Source organism: Microtetraspora sp. NBRC 16547, assembly GCF_030268965.1.
Taxonomy (GTDB): domain Bacteria; phylum Actinomycetota; class Actinomycetes; order Streptosporangiales; family Streptosporangiaceae; genus Microtetraspora.
The window spans coordinates 212900-230094 of the sequence record NZ_BSSE01000008.1 but is presented as its reverse complement, the minus strand read 5'-3'; the positions used below and the strand labels follow the sequence as shown (position 1 = coordinate 230094).

At 72.8% G+C, this 17195-nt stretch carries 6 protein-coding genes (1 of these 6 cut by a window edge); all 6 read left to right on the top strand.

The genetic code is table 11. The annotated features are described in order from the left end of the window. Positions 1 to 601 precede the first annotated feature (601 nt). Tightly spaced (each overlapping or abutting the next), the 6 genes in view from QSK17_RS14630 to QSK17_RS14605 form a layout consistent with a single transcriptional unit that may run on beyond the window. Positions 602 to 2059, top strand: a complete 1458-nt coding sequence (locus tag QSK17_RS14630) for a thioesterase domain-containing protein (RefSeq protein WP_285705245.1) — start codon at positions 602 to 604, stop codon at positions 2057 to 2059. Further along, the gene (locus tag QSK17_RS14625; protein ID WP_285705244.1) at positions 2056 to 6663 is read left to right on the top strand and encodes a non-ribosomal peptide synthetase; all 4608 of its coding nucleotides are present in this window, start codon (positions 2056 to 2058) and stop codon (positions 6661 to 6663) included. The genes QSK17_RS14630 and QSK17_RS14625 overlap by 4 nt, the downstream gene beginning before the upstream one ends. Next, positions 6660 to 12026, top strand: a complete 5367-nt coding sequence (locus tag QSK17_RS14620) for a type I polyketide synthase (protein ID WP_285705243.1) — start codon at positions 6660 to 6662, stop codon at positions 12024 to 12026. Before QSK17_RS14625 ends, QSK17_RS14620 begins: the two co-directional genes overlap by 4 nt. Further along, positions 12023 to 12208: an MbtH family protein gene (locus tag QSK17_RS14615; RefSeq protein ID WP_285705242.1), complete on the top strand. Its 186-nt coding sequence runs from the start codon at positions 12023 to 12025 to the stop codon at positions 12206 to 12208. The genes QSK17_RS14620 and QSK17_RS14615 overlap by 4 nt, the downstream gene beginning before the upstream one ends. After that, positions 12201 to 15329 carry a non-ribosomal peptide synthetase gene (locus tag QSK17_RS14610; RefSeq protein WP_285705241.1) on the top strand — a complete coding sequence of 1043 codons (3129 nt, stop codon included), beginning with the start codon at positions 12201 to 12203 and terminating at the stop codon, positions 15327 to 15329. The genes QSK17_RS14615 and QSK17_RS14610 overlap by 8 nt, the downstream gene beginning before the upstream one ends. After that, on the top strand, positions 15326 to 17195 hold the 5' portion of the coding sequence (locus QSK17_RS14605) for a condensation domain-containing protein (protein ID WP_285705240.1). The gene runs 1232 nt beyond the window's last position; only the first 1870 of its 3102 coding nucleotides appear in the window; the start codon lies at positions 15326 to 15328; its stop codon lies off the right edge, out of view. Before QSK17_RS14610 ends, QSK17_RS14605 begins: the two co-directional genes overlap by 4 nt.

The following is a 17195-nucleotide window of genomic DNA, read 5'->3' as shown; positions in this document are numbered from 1 at the left end:
ACGGGCGGCGTGATCTCCGGCTCGGCCTAGGCCATGGTCTGGAAAGAACCCCGCACAAACGCGCTCACACCCGACCAGGTAGAAGATGCTCTCAGCTGATGATCTAGCTCGTTGAGCATCGGATCGTCTGGCCGCCCAGCTGTCAACACCCCGCAAGGCTGCTGCCAGCAAGATCACCAACTATCTGACCGATATGCAGAATAGGGCTCAAATCAATTAGTCAATGTGGGCAGGTGCCCCATCGGCACGAAGGCCGAAACCCTGATTACGGACATTCCGTAGAGGAGCGAGATCCTCACAGAGCATGACCGACGTCTTGACTCAGGGATAGGTAGAGATCATCCGCCCAGCCGGAGAGGTTCACCACGCGCCGACGCACCCACAGGCAGTGAAATTTCCCAATGCCCGAAACCTCCATTTCAGCATGGGTTGAAATTTCACCCCTTGACTGGCTTTCGGACAAAATAATAGGAATGGCATGGCTTTAGGCGTTAGCCGACCCTCGCCAGGACGAACCCTGACGAGCGGCCCATACTTTCTGCTGCCCGCGCGACGACCTCGCACGGCGCGGTGGACCTGTCGGGGGTGACTTCGCGTAGCAATGCGAGAGCAACACGTGCTACCCGAGACACCGTTCGCCTCGCTAACGCGATACCCGCCCGGCGCTCGGCTCCTCTTCTGCCTCCCCTACGCCGGTGGAGACGTCTCCGCCTTCTGGGCGTGGAGGCAGGCGTTCGACGGAGTCTTCGACGTACGGGTGGCGATGCTCCCCGGTCGTGAAGGCCAGGTGGCTGAACCCGGGGCGCTCTCCCCGGAGCTGATCGCACGGTCCATCGCCGCCCACCACCGCACGCCGTACTCGATCTATGGACACAGTATGGGCGGCCGGGTCGCCTTCGAGGTGGTCCGCGAGCTGCGGCGGCTTGGCGTGCCAGCGCCCGAATGCCTCTACGTCGGCGCCGCGCACCCGCCGGAGCACCAGGAGACGCTGGGGCGGTGGACGGGCCTGGGTGACGAGGACCTGATCGAAGAGCTGATCCACCGGCTGGGCGCGCCCGCGGAGTTACGGACGCAGCCCGAGGTCAAGGCTCTGCTCATCCCCGCCCTGCGGACGGACATGGAGTGGCTGCGCCATTACCGCTTCGCCAGGCAGGAGCCGCTCGACATCCCCATCGTCGCCTTCGCCGGCGCTCATGACCGAGAGGTCGCCCACCCCACCATGCTCGGCTGGGCCCGCCACACCACCTCGACCTTCCGCCTGCACACGCTCGACGCCGCGCACCTCTTCCTCGCCACGCACGGCGGTCAGGTGGCGCGGACGATCGCAGCGGGCCCCCAGCAGAGCCTGGCCGCGGACGAGGTGCACGTGTGGCTGGCCAACCTCGAGGAGCTGCCCGAGATGTGCGTGGCCGTCGACGAACTGTCGCCCAGGGAGGCGGCACGAGCGGCCAGGTTCCGGCAGGAGGACCATCGGCGCTGGTTCGTCGGCAGGTCGGTGCTGCTGCGGCGGCTGCTCAGGGAGTACGGGATCGAGCCGGGCGTCGGCGAGCTGCGTACCCGGCCCGGCGGCAAGCCGTGCACCGGAACACAGCCCACCTACAGCCTCGGCCAATCGGGCGGGCTCGTGCTGATCGCGCTGGCGACGGGCCGGGAGGTGGGCGCCGACCTCGAGCGCCTCCGCCCGCTGGCCAACGAGCAGGCCTTCTTCGAGGGGTCGCTGGACGAGCGGGAGCGCGATGAGTTCGCCGCGCTGCCCGAGGAGCTGCGGTTGCACAGCGCGCTGCGCACGCGGACGGCGAAGGAAGCGGTGCTGAAGGCGACCGGTGACGGGCTGCGGGTGGATCCGGCGCTGTTCGGGTTCGCGGGGCAGCGGCCGGGCACGACGTGGGTGCCCGAGACGGCTCCCGAGGTGGCGCGGCTGGCGGAGTGGCGGGTGACGCACCTGCCGCTGGGGCGCGCGATCGCCGCGATCGCCGTCCGCGAGCCGCGCTTCCTGCTGCGTTTCGAGACGGTACGGCAAGGCCGGCTGGTACGGCCCGGCGTGGAGGCCGCAGGATGACACTCCTCAGCACTCTGATCACGGCTCAGGCCGCGAGGACCCCGGATGCCCCGGCGGTCCGGCAATGGGAGAACGTGCTCACCTATGCCCAGCTGGTCGAGCGGGCCGAGGCGCTGGCGGCGCGGCTCCAGGAGCTCGGCGTCGGACCGGAAAGCCGGGTGGCCCTGTGCACCCGCCGTACCCCGCTGATGCCGGCGGCCGTGCTCGGCATCCACCTCGCGGGCGGGGCGTACCTGCCGCTGGATCCGGGGCATCCCCGCCTGCGGCTGGAAGAGGTGCTCGACGACGCCGGGGTCGAGGTGGTCGTCGTCGACGAGCGCGGCGCGGAGCTGCTGGAGGGCTGCGGGCGCGCGCTCGTGAACGCGGACCAGCCCCGTCGGGCCGCTCCGCCGAACCGCGCCGTTCCGGGAAACGCCGCGCACGTCATCTACACCTCCGGTTCCACCGGGAGGCCCAAGGGCGTGGTCGTGAGCCACGCCAACGTGGTCGCCTTCGTCACCTCCACGGTCGCGCACTTCGCGCTGGACGCGAGCTGCCGCTCGTTCGCCTTCTCCGCGCTGGGCTTCGACGCCTCGGTGTTCGACATGCTGACCCCGCTGACCGCCGGCGGCTGCGTGCAACTGGTGCCCGACGAGGACCGGGTGGATCCGGCCCGGTTGCAGCGCTTCCTGGAGGAGCACGACGTCACCTACGGGTTCCTCCCGCCCGCGGTGCTCCCGCTGATCGACCCCAGCCGCCTGCCGTACCTGCAGGACGTGATGACGGCGGGCGAGCCGCCCCCGCCCGAGCAGGTGGCGCGGTGGTCGGCGCACGGGAACTTCCACAACTGGTACGGCCCGACCGAGTCGACCGTCACGGTGGTGGGCGGCCGGTTCGAGGGCGTGTGGGAGCGGCCGCTGCCGATCGGGCGGCCGCTGCGCGGCTGCCGGGCGCACATCCTGGACGAGGACCTGAACGAGTGCCCGACCGGCGTACCGGGCGAGCTGTGCATCGGCGGCCCGCAGATCAGCCGCGGATACGTGGGCCGGCCCGGGCTGACGGCCGAGCGGTTCATCCCCGACCCGTTCTCGACCGAGCCGGGCGCGCGGCTGTACCGGACAGGCGATCGCGTGGCGTGGCAGGAGGACGGCCAGATCGCGTTCATGGGCCGGCTGGACCGCCAGGTGAAGGTCCAGGGGCAGCGCGTGGAGATCGGAGAGGTGGAGACGACACTGCGCGCCCACCCCAAGGTGCTGCAGGCGGTGGTGGACTTCACGGGCGAGCTGGTCGCCTACGTGACGCCCGAGGACGCGCCCGACCTGGCCGCGCTGCGCGAGGACCTGGCGGTACGGCTGCCGCCGTACATGCTGCCGACCAGGCTGGTACGGCTGGCCATCCTCCCGCTGAACGCCTCGGGCAAGGTCGACCTCGCCGCCCTCAGGGCGCAGTCCCAGCGGGAGCAGGGAACGGGGACCGGGTTGGCCGGGATCTGGGCGCGGGTGCTCGAGGCGCCCGCCCCGGACGACGAGGACGACTTCTTCCAGCGCGGCGGGCACTCGCTGCGGGCGATGCGGCTGGTGACCGCGGTACGCGCGGAGCTGGGCCGGGTGGTGTCGGTCCAGGACGTGTACGCGGGCAGGACCTACGGCGCGCTGCGCGCGCTGGTGGAGCGCGCGCAGCGGACGACCACCGCCGCCCCGCCCACGGGGAGCCCGGCCGCGTTAACCCCCGCCCAGCGCCGGATGTGGTTCGTCGAACAGCTGGCGCCCGAGTCGACCGCGCACAACATCGCGATGGCCGAGCGGATCCGCGGCCCGCTCGACGTCGCCGCGCTCCAGCGCGCGCTCACCACCGTGGTGGCGGTCCACGAGGCGTTGCGCTGGCGGGTGGGCTCGCGCGACGGGATCCCCGACGTGACGGTCGCGCCGCCGGGCGAGGTGCCGCTGCCGGTCGACGACCTCTCCCCCGCGGAGCTGGCCGGAGCCCTGCAGAAGGAGGCGCGGGAACGGTTCGACCTGACCGCCGGGCCGCTGTTCCGGGCACGGCTGATCCGGCTGGCCCCCGACGAGCACGTGCTCTGCCTGACCGCGCACCACCTGGTGTTCGACGGCTGGTCGCAGGATGTGCTCTACCGGGGCCTGTCCGCCGCCTACCGCGGCGAGCCGGTCGAGGTGACCGAGCACACGTTCGCCGACTACGTGCGCTGGCTGCGCGGGAACGGCGACGGCCGGGCGCTGGGCTGGTGGCGGGAGCACCTGCGCGACGCTCCGCTGGTGCTGGACCTGCCCAGGGACGCGGCCAGGCCGCCCGCGCAGACCTTCCACGGCGCTGCCTGCCGGGGCGAGCTGGACGCGGCACTGGCCGGGCGGGTGGCGGAGCTGGCGGCGCGGCTGGGGGCCACGCCGTACGCGGTGCTGCTGGCGGCCTTCGGACGGCAGCTGGCCGGGCTGTCGGGACGCGACGATCTGGTGGTGGGGGCGGCGTACGCGGACCGGCCGCACGTGGCGTTCGAGTCGCTGGTGGGGATGTGCGTGCAGGTCCTGCCGCTGCGGCTGCGGCCGCGGGGCGACTTCGCCGAGCAGGTGCGGGCGTGCGCGGCCGAGCTGGACGCGGCGATCAGGCACCGGGACGTGCCGCTGGGGCAGCTGCTGGAGTCGCTGCGGCTGCCGCGCGACCTGAGCCGCAACCCGATCACGCAGGTCATGTTCAACATGTACAACTTCGCGCAGGCGCGGCTGGACCTGGCCGGGTGCGCGAGCGAGCCGTTACGGCCCGGCCTGCCGGGGGCTCTGTTCGACCTGACGATGTACGTGAGCGAGCAGGCCGACGGGTACACGCTGGAGCTGATCTACAACCCCGACCTCTACACGGCCGAGCGCATGGCGGCGCTGGTCGAGGGCTACGTCGACCAGCTAGCGGAACTGCTGACCGGACGCGTGGACCAGGACCTCCCCGAGGCGGAGCTGCCGGGCTGGACGGGGCCGGGGCTGCTGGAGCTGGCGGGCGACGCCCACGAGCGGACGCGGCGGCGGACGGAGGCGGCGCTGCGTGACAAGGGCGTCGAGCCGGGCGACGTGGTGGCCGTGGTCGCCTCGCGGGTGCCCGAGCTGCCGGGGATCCTGCTCGGTGTGCTGGCGGCGGGTGCGCGGTGGGTGGTGATCGACTCGGCCTACCCGCCGGCCGTGCAGGACAGGCAGATCGCCGCCTCGGGAGCCCGGGCGGTCTTCAGGGACCACGAGGTCGTACGGCGCGACGGCAGCACGAACCTGCCGGGGTCCGGATACCTGTCGATGACCTCCGGCACCACCGGCGACCCCAAACCGGTCGTCACCGGCGAGAAGCCGTTGGCCCACTTCATCTCCTGGTACATCCGCACCTTCGACCTGAAGCCGCACGACCGGTTCGCGCTGCTGTCCGGGCTGGCCCACGATCCGGCCTTGCGCGACATGTTCGTCCCCGCCGCCCTGGGCGCCGAGCTGTTCGTGCCCGAGCAGGAACTGACCCGCGACCCCGCCAAGCTCGTCGCCTGGCTGCGCGAGCACGCGATCACCGTCCTGCACCTGACGCCGCAGCTCGCGGCCATGCTGGCGGGCACCGGCACGCCCCTGCCCGACGTACGGCTGGCCGCCATCGGCGGCGACCGCCTCACCGGCGCGGAAGCGGGAAGGTTACGGAAGCTCATGCCGCGGGCCAGGCTCGTGGCCTGCTACGGCACGACCGAGACCCCGCAGGTGCACGCCTGGCACGAGCTCGCCGAGCCGTACCCGGAGGTCGTGCCGATCGGGACGCCCGTCGAGGGCAGCGAGATCATCGTGGTGACCCCGGGCGGCAGGCGCGCCGGGGTCGGCGAACTCGGCGAGGTGGTTGTCCGCAGCCGCCACCTGGCCACCGGCTACCTGGATCCGGCGCTGACCGGCGAGCGGTTCGACGGCGACCGCTTCCGCACCGGCGACCTCGGGCGGCGCAACCCCGACGGCACGATCACCCCAGCGGGGCGGGCCGACGACCAGGTGAAGGTGCGCGGGTTCCGGGTCGAGCTCGGCGAGGTGGAGGCGGCTCTGGCCGGCTGCAGGGACGTGCGCGCCGCCGTCGCCAGGGTCGAGGGCGGCACGCTGACCGGCTATGTGGTGCCCGCGCGGCCCGGGCTGGCGGCGAACCGGGTCCTGGAGGAGCTGCGCCGCGTGCTGCCCGAGCATGCCGTACCGACCGAGGTGGTGTCGCTGCCCGCGCTGCCACTGACGCTCAACGGGAAGGTGGATCGGGCCGCGCTGCGCGGGCGGCCGGTCGACCAGCAGCAGGCCGAAGGCCGCCTCGACGGCCCCACGCAGCGGGCGGTCGCCCAGGTGTGGCACGCCGTGCTGGGCGTGCCACGGATCGGGCCCGACGACAACTTCTTCGAGATCGGCGGCCACTCGCTCGCCATGGCCGCCGTGCAGGCACGGCTGAAGGCGGCGATCGGCCGCGAGGTGCCGATCGTGGAGCTGTTCCGGCATCCCACGATCCGGGCGCTGGCCGCCCATCTGGACGGCGCGGGGGGCAGTCCCGGGCTGGACCGGGCCGCGCGCCGGCTGGCCGTACAGCGAGACAGGTTGAGGAAACGCAACGGGAAGGGGACTGCCCCATGACGGACGAGCCCACGGCTGAGCCCACGGCTGAGCCGATCGCGATCATCGGCTTGTCGTGCCGGGTCCCGGGAGCGGGTGACGCGCGGCAGTTCTGGCGCAACCTCGCCGACGGCGTCGAGTCGCTGACCACCTACACCCTGGAAGAGCAACGGGCGATGGGCACGGCCGAGAGCCTGCTGGCCGACCCGAACTTCGTGCCGGCCGCCATGGTGCTGGACGACTACGAGGGCTTCGACGCGGCGTTCTTCGGCATGTCGATCAGGGAGGCCGAGGTACGCGACCCGCAGCACCGGATGTTCCTGGAGCTGTCGCACACGGCGCTGGAGGACGCGGGCTACGACCCGTTCCGCTATCCGGGCGAGATCGGCGTCTACGCCGGGACCGGGTCTGACAACTACCAGTGGCGGAACATCCGCAGCAACGCCCAGGCGCACAAGAACGCCGGCTGGCTGGCGATCATGGTGGGCAATCACGTCGACTACTGCGCGACCCTCACCTCCTACAAGCTCGACCTGCGCGGCCCCAGCTACACCGTGCACACCGCGTGCTCGACCGCGCTGGTGGCGCTGCACATCGCGTGCGAGGCGCTGCGGACAGGCGAGTGCGACATGGCGCTGGCCGGCGCGGCCATGCTGGACCTGCCGCAGGGCGAGGGGTACGTCTACGACGAGGACGGCATCGTCTCGCCCGACGGTCGCACCCGCTCCTTCGACGCCAACGCGGGCGGCACGGTCTGGGGCAGCGGCGGCGGCGTGCTGGTGCTGAAGCGGCTGTCCGAGGCGATCGAGGACCGCGACAACATCCGCGCGGTCATCCTGGGCAACGCGATCAACAACGACGGCGCGGGCAAGGTGGGCTTCTCCGCGCCGAGCATGGACGGGCAGTCCGCGGTGATCGCGCAGGCGCTGGGCGTGGGCGGCGTGGATCCGCGCACGGTCACCTACGTCGAGGCGCACGGCACCGGTACGGCGCTCGGCGACCCGATCGAGGTGGCGGCGCTGTCCAGCGTGTTCTCGCAGTACACCGCCGACACGCAGTGGTGCGGCATCGGCTCGGTGAAGAGCAACATCGGCCACCTCGGCCAGTCGGCGGGCATCCCCAGCGTGATCAAGACGGTGCTGGCGCTGGAGAACGAGCTGATCCCGGCGACACTGCACTACACGAGCCCCAACCCGAAGATCGACTTTCCGGCGAGCCCGTTCTACGTCGTCTCCTCGCCGACCAAGTGGGAGCGCGACGGGTTCCCGCGGCGGGCGGGCGTGAGCTCGTTCGGGATCGGCGGGACGAACGCGCATGCCGTACTGGAGGAGGCGCCGCCGCGACCGCCGCTGCCCCGCGAGCGGCCCGCGCACCTGCTGAAGCTGTCGGCCAGGACGGAGTCCGCGCTGACCGCCGCGCGCGAACGGCTGGCGGCGCACCTGGCCGAGCACCCCGACACGGACCTGGCCGACGTGGCCTTCACGCTGCGCGTGGGCCGCCGCGAGCTCAAGCACCGGGCCGCGGTGGCGGCGACCTCGACCGCCGACGCGGTGGCGGCGCTGGCCGACCAGAAGCGCGTCGTCGCCGGGGCCAAGCCGAAGCGCGCGCCGCAGGTGGCCTTCCTGTTCTCCGGCCAGGGCGCGCAGTACGGCGGCATGGCGGCGCAGCTCTACGAGAGCGAGCCCGTCTTCCGCGAGGCAGTCGACGAGTGCGCCGAGATCCTCGACCTGCGCGAGCAGATCTTCGCCACCGGCGAGGAGGCCGACGAGGCGCTGCGGCAGACCTCGCTCACCCAGCCCGCGCTGTTCACCGTCGAGTACGCGCTGGCCAGGCTGTGGCTGTCGCTGGGCGTCGAGCCGGCGGCGATGATCGGCCACAGCATCGGCGAGTACGCCGCCGCGACCGTCGCCGGCGTGTTCGCGCTGCCCGACGCGTTGCGGCTGGTCGCGGCGCGCGGGCGGCTGATCCAGGCGCTGCCGCCGGGGTCGATGCTGGCCGTACAGCTGATGCCGGACGAGGTCGCGCCGATGCTGCCCGACGGCGTGTCCGTGGCCACGATCAACGGCCCGGGCACGTGCGTGGTGTCGGGCCCGTCGGACTCGGTCAGGGAGCTGGCGGAGATGCTGGAGGAGGAGGGCATCGGCTGCACCCCGCTGCGGACGTCGCACGCCTTCCACTCGGCGATGATGGAGCCGATGCTCGGCGAGTTCCGCGAGCTGGTCGCGGCCACCGAGCTGTCGGCGCCGAGCCTGCCGTTCCTGTCGAACGTGACCGGCACCTGGATCACCGCGGCCGAGGCCACCGACCCGTCCTACTGGGCCAGGCACGTGCGCGAACCCGTCCGCTTCGGCGACTGCGTCTCGACGCTGCTGGCCGACGGCGAGTGGGTCATGATCGAGTGCGGTCCTGGACGGCAGCTGGCCGGCCTGGCCGCCACGCAGCTGCCCGCCGCCGCGATCGCCCCGCTGCCGTCGCTGCCCGGACCGCGCGACCGGGCCGGTGACGTCACGGTCTTCTCGCAGGCCGCCGGCGCGCTCTGGGTCCATGGCATCGAGCTGAACGACTTCGGCGCCCCCGGCTACCGCGTCTCGCTGCCCAGCTACCCGTGGGAGCGGCAGCGCGCCTGGATCGACCCGGACCCGCAGGGCGCGTTCACCGGCGGCGTCGCCCGCCCGCAGCAGGCCGAGGGTCCGCTGCCGCCCGAGCGGTGGTACGGCGTGCCCGTCTGGCACCAGGCACCCGCCCGCCCGTCGACCCCGATCACGCGCTGCCTGGCCTTCGTGGACGAGGGCTCGGCCGCACTGGTGGGCCCCGAGGCCATCGCAGTACGGCCAGGCCCCGCGTTCGGCAGTTTTGACGGATATTTCACCGTACGGCCGGCCGAACGCGAGGACTACGACGCCCTCCTCCAAGCGCTCGGCGAGATCCCCGAGCGGATCGTCCACGCCTGGTCCCTCACCGGCGACGAGGACACCTGGTCGGCCCAGGACCGCGGCTTCTTCGGCGTCCTGTCCCTCGTCCAGGCCCTCTCGGCAGCGCAACCCCCGGGCGGCGTGCAGCTCGACCTGGTCACCGCGGGCACGATGGACGTCGTCGGCGACGACCTGACCAGCCCGGAGCACGCCACGCTGGCCGCCTTCGCCCGCGTCGTCCCGCTGGAGACGCCGTGGCTGCGCGTCCGCCACATCGACGCCCAGGACCGTGACGCGGTACGCGCGGTCGCCGCCGAGCTGGGCCGCGAGCCGGAACCCGGTCCGGCCGGGCTGCTGGCCCCTGTCGCGCTGCGCGGCGGCAAGCGGTGGCTGCTCGGGTACGAGCAGGTGGAGGTGACGGCCGAGCCGGCCGAGCCGCGCGACGGCCAGGTGTACGTGATCACCGGCGGGCTGGGCGGCATCGGCGTCTCGCTCGCCGAGGACCTGGCCGCGCGCGCCCGCGTCAACCTGGTGCTGCTGTCCAGGAGCGGGCTGCCCGACGGGCCGCCGCGCTCGGCCCGCGAGGCGCGCGCCACCGAGGCGATCGGCCGGATGGAGGCCGCCGGGGCGCGGGTGCTGACGCTCGCCGCCGACGTGACGGATCCGGTGGACATGCGCCGGGTCAGGGACGAGACGCTGGCCGCGTTCGGCCGGGTGGACGTGCTCGTGCACGCGGCCGGGCTGCCCGGCGGCGGCATGGCGCAGATCAAGGAGCGGGAGGCGGCCGAGGCCGTGCTCCGCCCCAAGGTGCTCGGCACGCTGGCCCTCCAGGAGGCGTTCGGCGACCTGGAGCTGGAGGCCGTGGTGCTCTGCTCGTCGATCACCGCGGTGGCCGGCGGGTTCGGGCAGATCGACTACTGTGCGGCCAACAACTTCCTCGACGCGTACGCCGGCGCCGGGCGGGGCTGGAACGCGGCTCAGCTCGTCAGCGTCAACTGGGGCAGGTGGCTGGAGGTCGGCATGGCCGCGGAGACCGCGGCGCCGGCCGGATTCGCCGCGCTGCGGCGCGGCGACCGGATCAAGGCAATCGACCATCCGGTCCTGACCGCCAGGCACGCCGGTGACGGACTCGACTGGTGCAGCGGCACGATCTCGCCCGGCACGCACTGGGTGCTGGACGAGCACCGCATCGCCGACGTCCCGGTGCTGCCCGGCACCGGGCACCTGGAGCTGGCCAGGACGGCCGCCGAGGCGGTGCTGCCCGGCGGCGGCCCCGGCGGCGACATCGTGGAGCTGCGTGACGTGGTGTTCGTCGAGCCGCTGTCGGTGGCCGACGGGGCGACCGCCGAGGTGCGGGTGGTGTTCAGACCGGAGGCCGACGGGGCCGAGTTCCAGGTGCAGAGCATCATCGGGGGGTCGCACCGTACGCACGCGACAGGGACGGCGGCCAAGGTGAGCCCGCCGCCCGCCGGCCGCGTGGACCTGCGCGCGATCATGGATCGCTGCGTGCCGACGGCGGACGGGCAGGGCAGCGTGCCGCTGTCCGGCCTGCTCACGCTGGGCGGGCACTGGAGCAGGACGCTGACCGCCACACACACCGGCCAGCAGGAGGCGCTGGGCCTGTTCGAGGCCAACGACGCGCTGCTGTCCGACCTCGACCAGTGGGGGCTGCACCCGGCGCTGCTCGACGCCGCCACCACCTTCAGCTGGATCCAGGTCGAGGGCCACTACCTGCCGCTCGGCTACGGCCGCATCTCCGTGTACGAGAGCCTGCCGGAGGCGTTCTGGAGCCACCTGCGCGTCACCAGCACCGACACCGACGAGGTGCTGGTCGTCGACGTCACGCTGATCGGGCCCGACGGCACGGTGCTGGTGCAGGTGTCGGACTACGTGATGCGGCGGATCGACGCCGACGCCGTGGTGACCGGAGTGGTCGCCAGCGCCGACGCCCAGCGTGCCGCCCCGGCCGCGACCGACGACGACACGGCCGGGATCAGGCCCGCCGACGGTGTGCTCTCCCTGCGCCGGCTGCTGGCCGCGCCGCTCGGCCCCCAGGTCGTGGTGGCGGCCAGTACGGTGGCCGACCTCGTGGCCGGAGTCGGTTCGCTGACCCAGGACACCGTCGAGACGGAACTCGATCCGGCGGCGGTCGCGGCCCGGCGGGACAAGGCGCCCGCCGAGGGCTATGTCGCGCCGCGCAACGACGCCGAGGCGATGGTCGCCCGGCTGTGGGGCGAGGTGCTCGGCGGCGACCACATCAGCGTCGATGACGACTTCTTCGAGCTGGGCGGCAACTCGCTCATCGCGGTCCAGCTCATCGCCCTCATCCGCAAGGAGCTGGGGGTGCGGCTGCCGATGCGCAGCCTGTTCGAGGAGCCGACCGTGGCCGGTGTCGCCGCCCTGGTCTCCGCCGCCACCACCGCAGAACCCGCCGCCCAGACCATCCCCCGCCTCCCCCGGAGTTCCGCATGAGCACCAAGGTCGTTCGCAACGACGAAGAGCAGTACTCCATCTGGCCCGCCGACCGGGAGAACCCGTCGGGCTGGTACGACGCCGGCTTCTCCGGCACCAAGGACAAGTGCCTGGAACACATCGAGCGGGTGTGGACCGACATGCGGCCCAAGAGCCTGCGAGAGGCGATGCACAGTGAGTGATGCCTTCCCCGCTTCCTCCGGCCAGGAGCGGATGTGGTTCCTTTCCCGCTTCGAGCCTGACCTGGCCGTCTACAACATCGGCATGCTCATGCCGATGGCGGCCAGGCAGCCGGTGGACCCGCGCCGGCTGGAGCGGGCGATCGACCTGGTGGTGCGGCGGCACGAGGCGCTGCGCAGCACGTTCGAGTTCAGGGACGGGCAGGTGGTGCAGCTCGTCAGCCCGGACGCGGAGCCCACGGCGCTGACGGAGACGGACCTGACCCACCTGCCGCGGGCGGCGGCGGAAGCGGAGCTGGCCCGGCTGGCCAGGGCGGACGCGGTCGCGCCGTTCGACATGGAGCGGGCGCCGCTGTACCGCGCCAGGCACGTCAAGCTGGCCGAGGACGACCTGCGGCTGATCATCGTCTTCGATCACACGGTCTTCGACGGCGTCTCCGGCATGATCTTCATGAACGAGGTGGAGGAGTGCTACGACGCGCTCGGCGAGGACCGCGTGCCGAAGCTGCCCGAGCTGCCGATCCAGTTCGCCGACTTCGCCGTGTGGCAGCGCGGCAGGCTGTCCGGCGAGTTCCTGGAGACCGAGCTGACCCACTGGCGTGAACGGCTGGCCGGGGTGCCCGCCGATCTCGCGCTGCCGGGCGACCGGCCGCGGCCTGCCCGCCGTACCTACCGGGGGGAGATGCGGCTGGGCGCCTACTCCCCCGAGCTGTCGGCGGGAGTGGAGCGGCTGGCCAGGGAGCTCAACACGACGCTGTTCACGGTGATGCTCACCGCGTACGCGGCCGTGCTGTCGCGCTGGTCCGGGATCGACGACATCGTGGTGGGCACGCCGATCGCGGGGCGGCTGCTGCCCGAGACCGAGCCGGTCATCGGCATGTTCGTCAACGCGGTGCCGCTGCGGGTGGACCTGTCGGGCACGCCCAGCTTCCGCGAGGCGGCGGCGCGGGTGCGGGCGACGGTGGCCGAGGCGCTGGACCACCAGGAGCTGCCGTTCGAGCGGCTCGTGGAGGACCTGCAGCCGGCCAGGGACCTGAGCGTGCCGCCCCTCTACCAGGTGATGTTCAACCTGGCCTCCGGCACCAACGAGGGGCAGATCGCCAACGGCACCGCGAAGGTGGACCTCCAGCTCGACCTCAACGTGCGCGAGGGGCGGCTGCACACGCGGCTCGAGTACGCCACCGACCTGTTCGACCCCGGGACGATCGAGCGCTTCGAGGCGAACCTGCGGACGCTGGTCGAGGCCGCCGTCGCCGACCCTGACCGGGCGGTTCCCGCGCTGCCGGTGCTCGCGGAGGAGGAGCGCGAGCGGGTGCTCGCCCTCGGGGCGGGCGGTCCCGAAGCCGCTCCCGGAACCCTGCACGCGCTGGTCGAGGCCCAGGCCGCCGCGACGCCCGGCGCCCCGGCGGTGGTGTCCGGCGACGTCACCCTGACGTACGGCGAGCTCAACGCCCGCGCCAACCGGCTGGCCCGGCGGCTGCGGCACACCGGCGTCGAGCGCGGCCAGCCGGTCGCGGTCTGCGCGGAACGCTCGGCCGAGCTGGTCGTCGGGCTGCTGGCCGTACTGAAGGCGGGCGGGGCTTACGTGCCGCTGGACCCCGAGTACCCGCGCGACCGGCTGGAGTTCATGCTGTCCGACTGCGGCGCGCGGGTGCTGCTCACCCAGCGCCACCTGGAGCCGGGCGGTCCGCTCCGGACGGTGCTGCTGGAGGACGACGACGAGCTGCCCTCCGACGATCTGGAGCCGGTGGCCGGACCGGACGACGCCGCGTACCTGATCTACACCTCGGGCTCGACCGGCCGGCCCAAGGCCGTGGTCAACACCCACCGCGCGATCGTCAACCGCCTGGCCTGGATGCAGGAGACGTTCGGCCTGACGGTCGACGACGTGGTGATGCAGAAGACGCCGACCAGCTTCGACGTGTCGGTGTGGGAGCTGTTCTGGCCGCTGCTGCACGGCGCCGCCCTGGTCCCCGTACGGCCCGGCGGCCACCGGGACCCCGCCCACCAGCGCGACCTGATCAAACGGCACGCGGTCACCACCATGCACTTCGTGCCGTCGATGCTCGCCCTCTTCCTGGAGGAGGCCAACATCGAGTCGTGCACGTCGCTGCGCCGCGTGGTGTGCAGCGGCGAGGAGCTGCCCCCCAGGATGGCGGCCCGCTTCTTCGACCGCCTGCCGCACGCCGAGCTGCACAACCTGTACGGCCCCACCGAGGCGGCCGTCGACGTCTCCTGGCACGCCTGCCGTCCTGGCGAGACGGTGATCCCCATCGGCCGCCCGATGCCGGGCTGCCGCCTGCACGTCCTGGACGAGCACCTGGAGCCGATGCCCGTCGGCGTGCCCGGTCACCTGCACATCGGCGGCGTCCAGGTGGCGCGCGGCTACGCGGGACGCCCCGGGCTGACGGCCGAGCGCTTCGTCCCCGACCCGTACGGCCCGCCCGGCGCCCGCCTGTACGCCACCGGCGACCTGGCCAGGCTGCGCGCGGACGGGGAGCTGGAGTTCCTCGGCCGGCTCGACGACCAGGTGAAGGTGCACGGCTGGCGGGTCGAACTGGGCGAGATCGAGGCGGCGCTGGCCGAGGACCCGCGGGTGCGCAGGGCGGTCGTGGCCCTGCGTGACGACGCGCCGGGCGGTCGCGGGCTGGTGGCGTACGTGGACGGGACGGGCGAGGCGCACGAGCTGCGGACCGGGCTGGCGCGCAGGCTGCCGCCGGCGCTGGTGCCGCAGGCGTTCGTGCACGTCACCGAGTTCCCGTTGAGCCCGAGCGGGAAGCTCGACCGCGCCGCGCTGCCGCCGCCGACCGGGCCCGGCCGCGGCGACCTGGGGACCGGCTATGTCGCGCCGGAGACGCCGCTGGAGGAGGAGCTGTGCGCGCTCTGGGGTGAGCTGCTCGGGCGTGACCGGGTGGGTGTCGAGGACGACTTCTTCGCGCTCGGCGGGCATTCGCTGTTGGCCGTACAGCTGATCACCAGGTATCGGGAGGCGTACGGGATCGAGCTGGATCTGCGGGTCTGCTTCGAGCTGACCACGGTGGGCGAGCATGCGCTGGCCGTACTGGAACTTCAGCTCGGGGACGTCGAGCTGGACGAGCTCCTGGCAGAGGGCGCGGACGGATGAGTGACCTGAGAGGGCGGCTGGCCAGGCTCAGCCCGGAGCAGCGGGCGGCGCTGGAGCGCAAGCTGCGGGGGCAGCCGAAGGCGCGGCCCGCCGGCATTCCCGCGCGCAGCGACCCGGACGCGCCCGCGCCGCTCTCCTACGGGCAGGAACGGCTGTGGTTCCTGCAGCAGCTCGACCCCGCGGACACCTCCTACAACATGTACCTGGTGCAGCGGCTGCGCGGCGAGCTGTCCGTCCAGGACCTGGCGGGGGCGCTGACCGCGGTGGCGGCGCGGCATCCGATGCTGCGGGCCCGCTTCCCCGCGGTGGAGGGCAGCCCGGTCCAGGTCGTCGAGCCGTCGCTGCGGCTCGAACCGGTCCTCGTGGACCTCGGGGACCTGCCCGCGTCCGAGCGGGAGGCGCGCGCGACGGAGCTGGTGGCGGAGCTGACCAACGCGCCGTTCGACCTGGCCACGGGGCCGCTGGTGCGGGTTCACCTGATCACGCTGTCGGCGACCGATCACGTGCTCTGCCTGGTGCTGCACCACCTCGTGGCCGACGGGTGGTCGCTGAAGCTCGTCTTCTCCGAGCTGGTCGCCTGCTACTCGGGGGACGCGGCCGGGCTGGGCGTTCCGTCGGTCGACTACCGGGACTTCGCGGCCTGGCAGCGGGGGCGCGAACCGTCTCAGGAGTCGCTGGACTACTGGCGGTCCCAGCTGGCCGGGGTGGAGCCGCTCGACCTGCCGGTGGATCGGCCACGGCCGGCCGTACGGAAACCCAGCGGCGACTACTGCGCGCGCAGGATCGGGCCGGAGCTGACGGCACGGCTGGAGCAGCTGGCCAGGGACGAGCGCGGGACGCTGTTCATGGTCCTGCTGGCCGCCTACCAGCTGCTGCTGGGCGCGCACTGCGGCACCGACGACCTCGCGGTCGGCTCGGTCATCGCCGGGCGCGACCGTCCGGAGCTGCAGGACGTCGTCGGGTTCTTCCCCGAGACGCTGGTGCTGCGCGGCGACCTGTCGGGCGATCCGTCGTTCCGCGCGCTGCTCGCGCGGACCAGGGCGACGGTCCTGGACGCCTTCGCGCACCAGGACATCCCGTTCGAGCGCCTGCTCAACGACCTCGGGATCCGCCGCGACCTGAGCACGACGCCGCTGTTCCAGGCGATGTTCGTGATCCAGGACAAGGAGGCGGCCGCGCTGCCGCTGCCCGGCATCGAGGCGGAGATGTTCGACCCGGGCGCGACGCAGGCGAAGTTCGACCTGATGCTGGACATCACCCAGTTCGACGGCTCCCTGTGGGCGATGCTCTCCTACGCCAGCGACCTGTTCGAGGAGGAGACCGCGACGCGGCTGCTGCGCCGGTGGGAGCGGATCCTGGAGGCGGTCGCCGCCGACCCGGGCGCGCCGCTGTCCGCGCTGCGCGCCGCGATGCTGCTGCCCGAGGACCGGCCACCGGCCGCCGACCCGGCTCCGGTGGTCGCGCGCGACGTGCTCGACCTCTTCCAGGACCGCGTACGACAGGCCCCCCACGCGATCGCGGTCAGCCACGGAGCCCGCCGGGTGACCTACGCCGAGCTGGACGCCATGGCATCCGCGCTGGCAGGACGTCTGCGAGGACTCGGCAGGGACGCGGTCGTGGGCCTGCGCGCCGAGCGCTCGGTGGAGCTGATCGCGGCGATGCTCGCCGTGGGGAAGGCGGGCTGCGCCTACCTGCCGCTCGACCCGGCCTACCCGCCGGAGCGGCTGCGCTGGATGGCGTCGGACGCGGCGCTGGTGCTGGACGATCTGCATGTTCCCGAAGAATCCACGTATGTCGCAGCCCGCGGATCCCTGGCGTACGTGATCTACACCTCGGGTTCGACCGGCCGTCCCAAGGGCGTGGAGG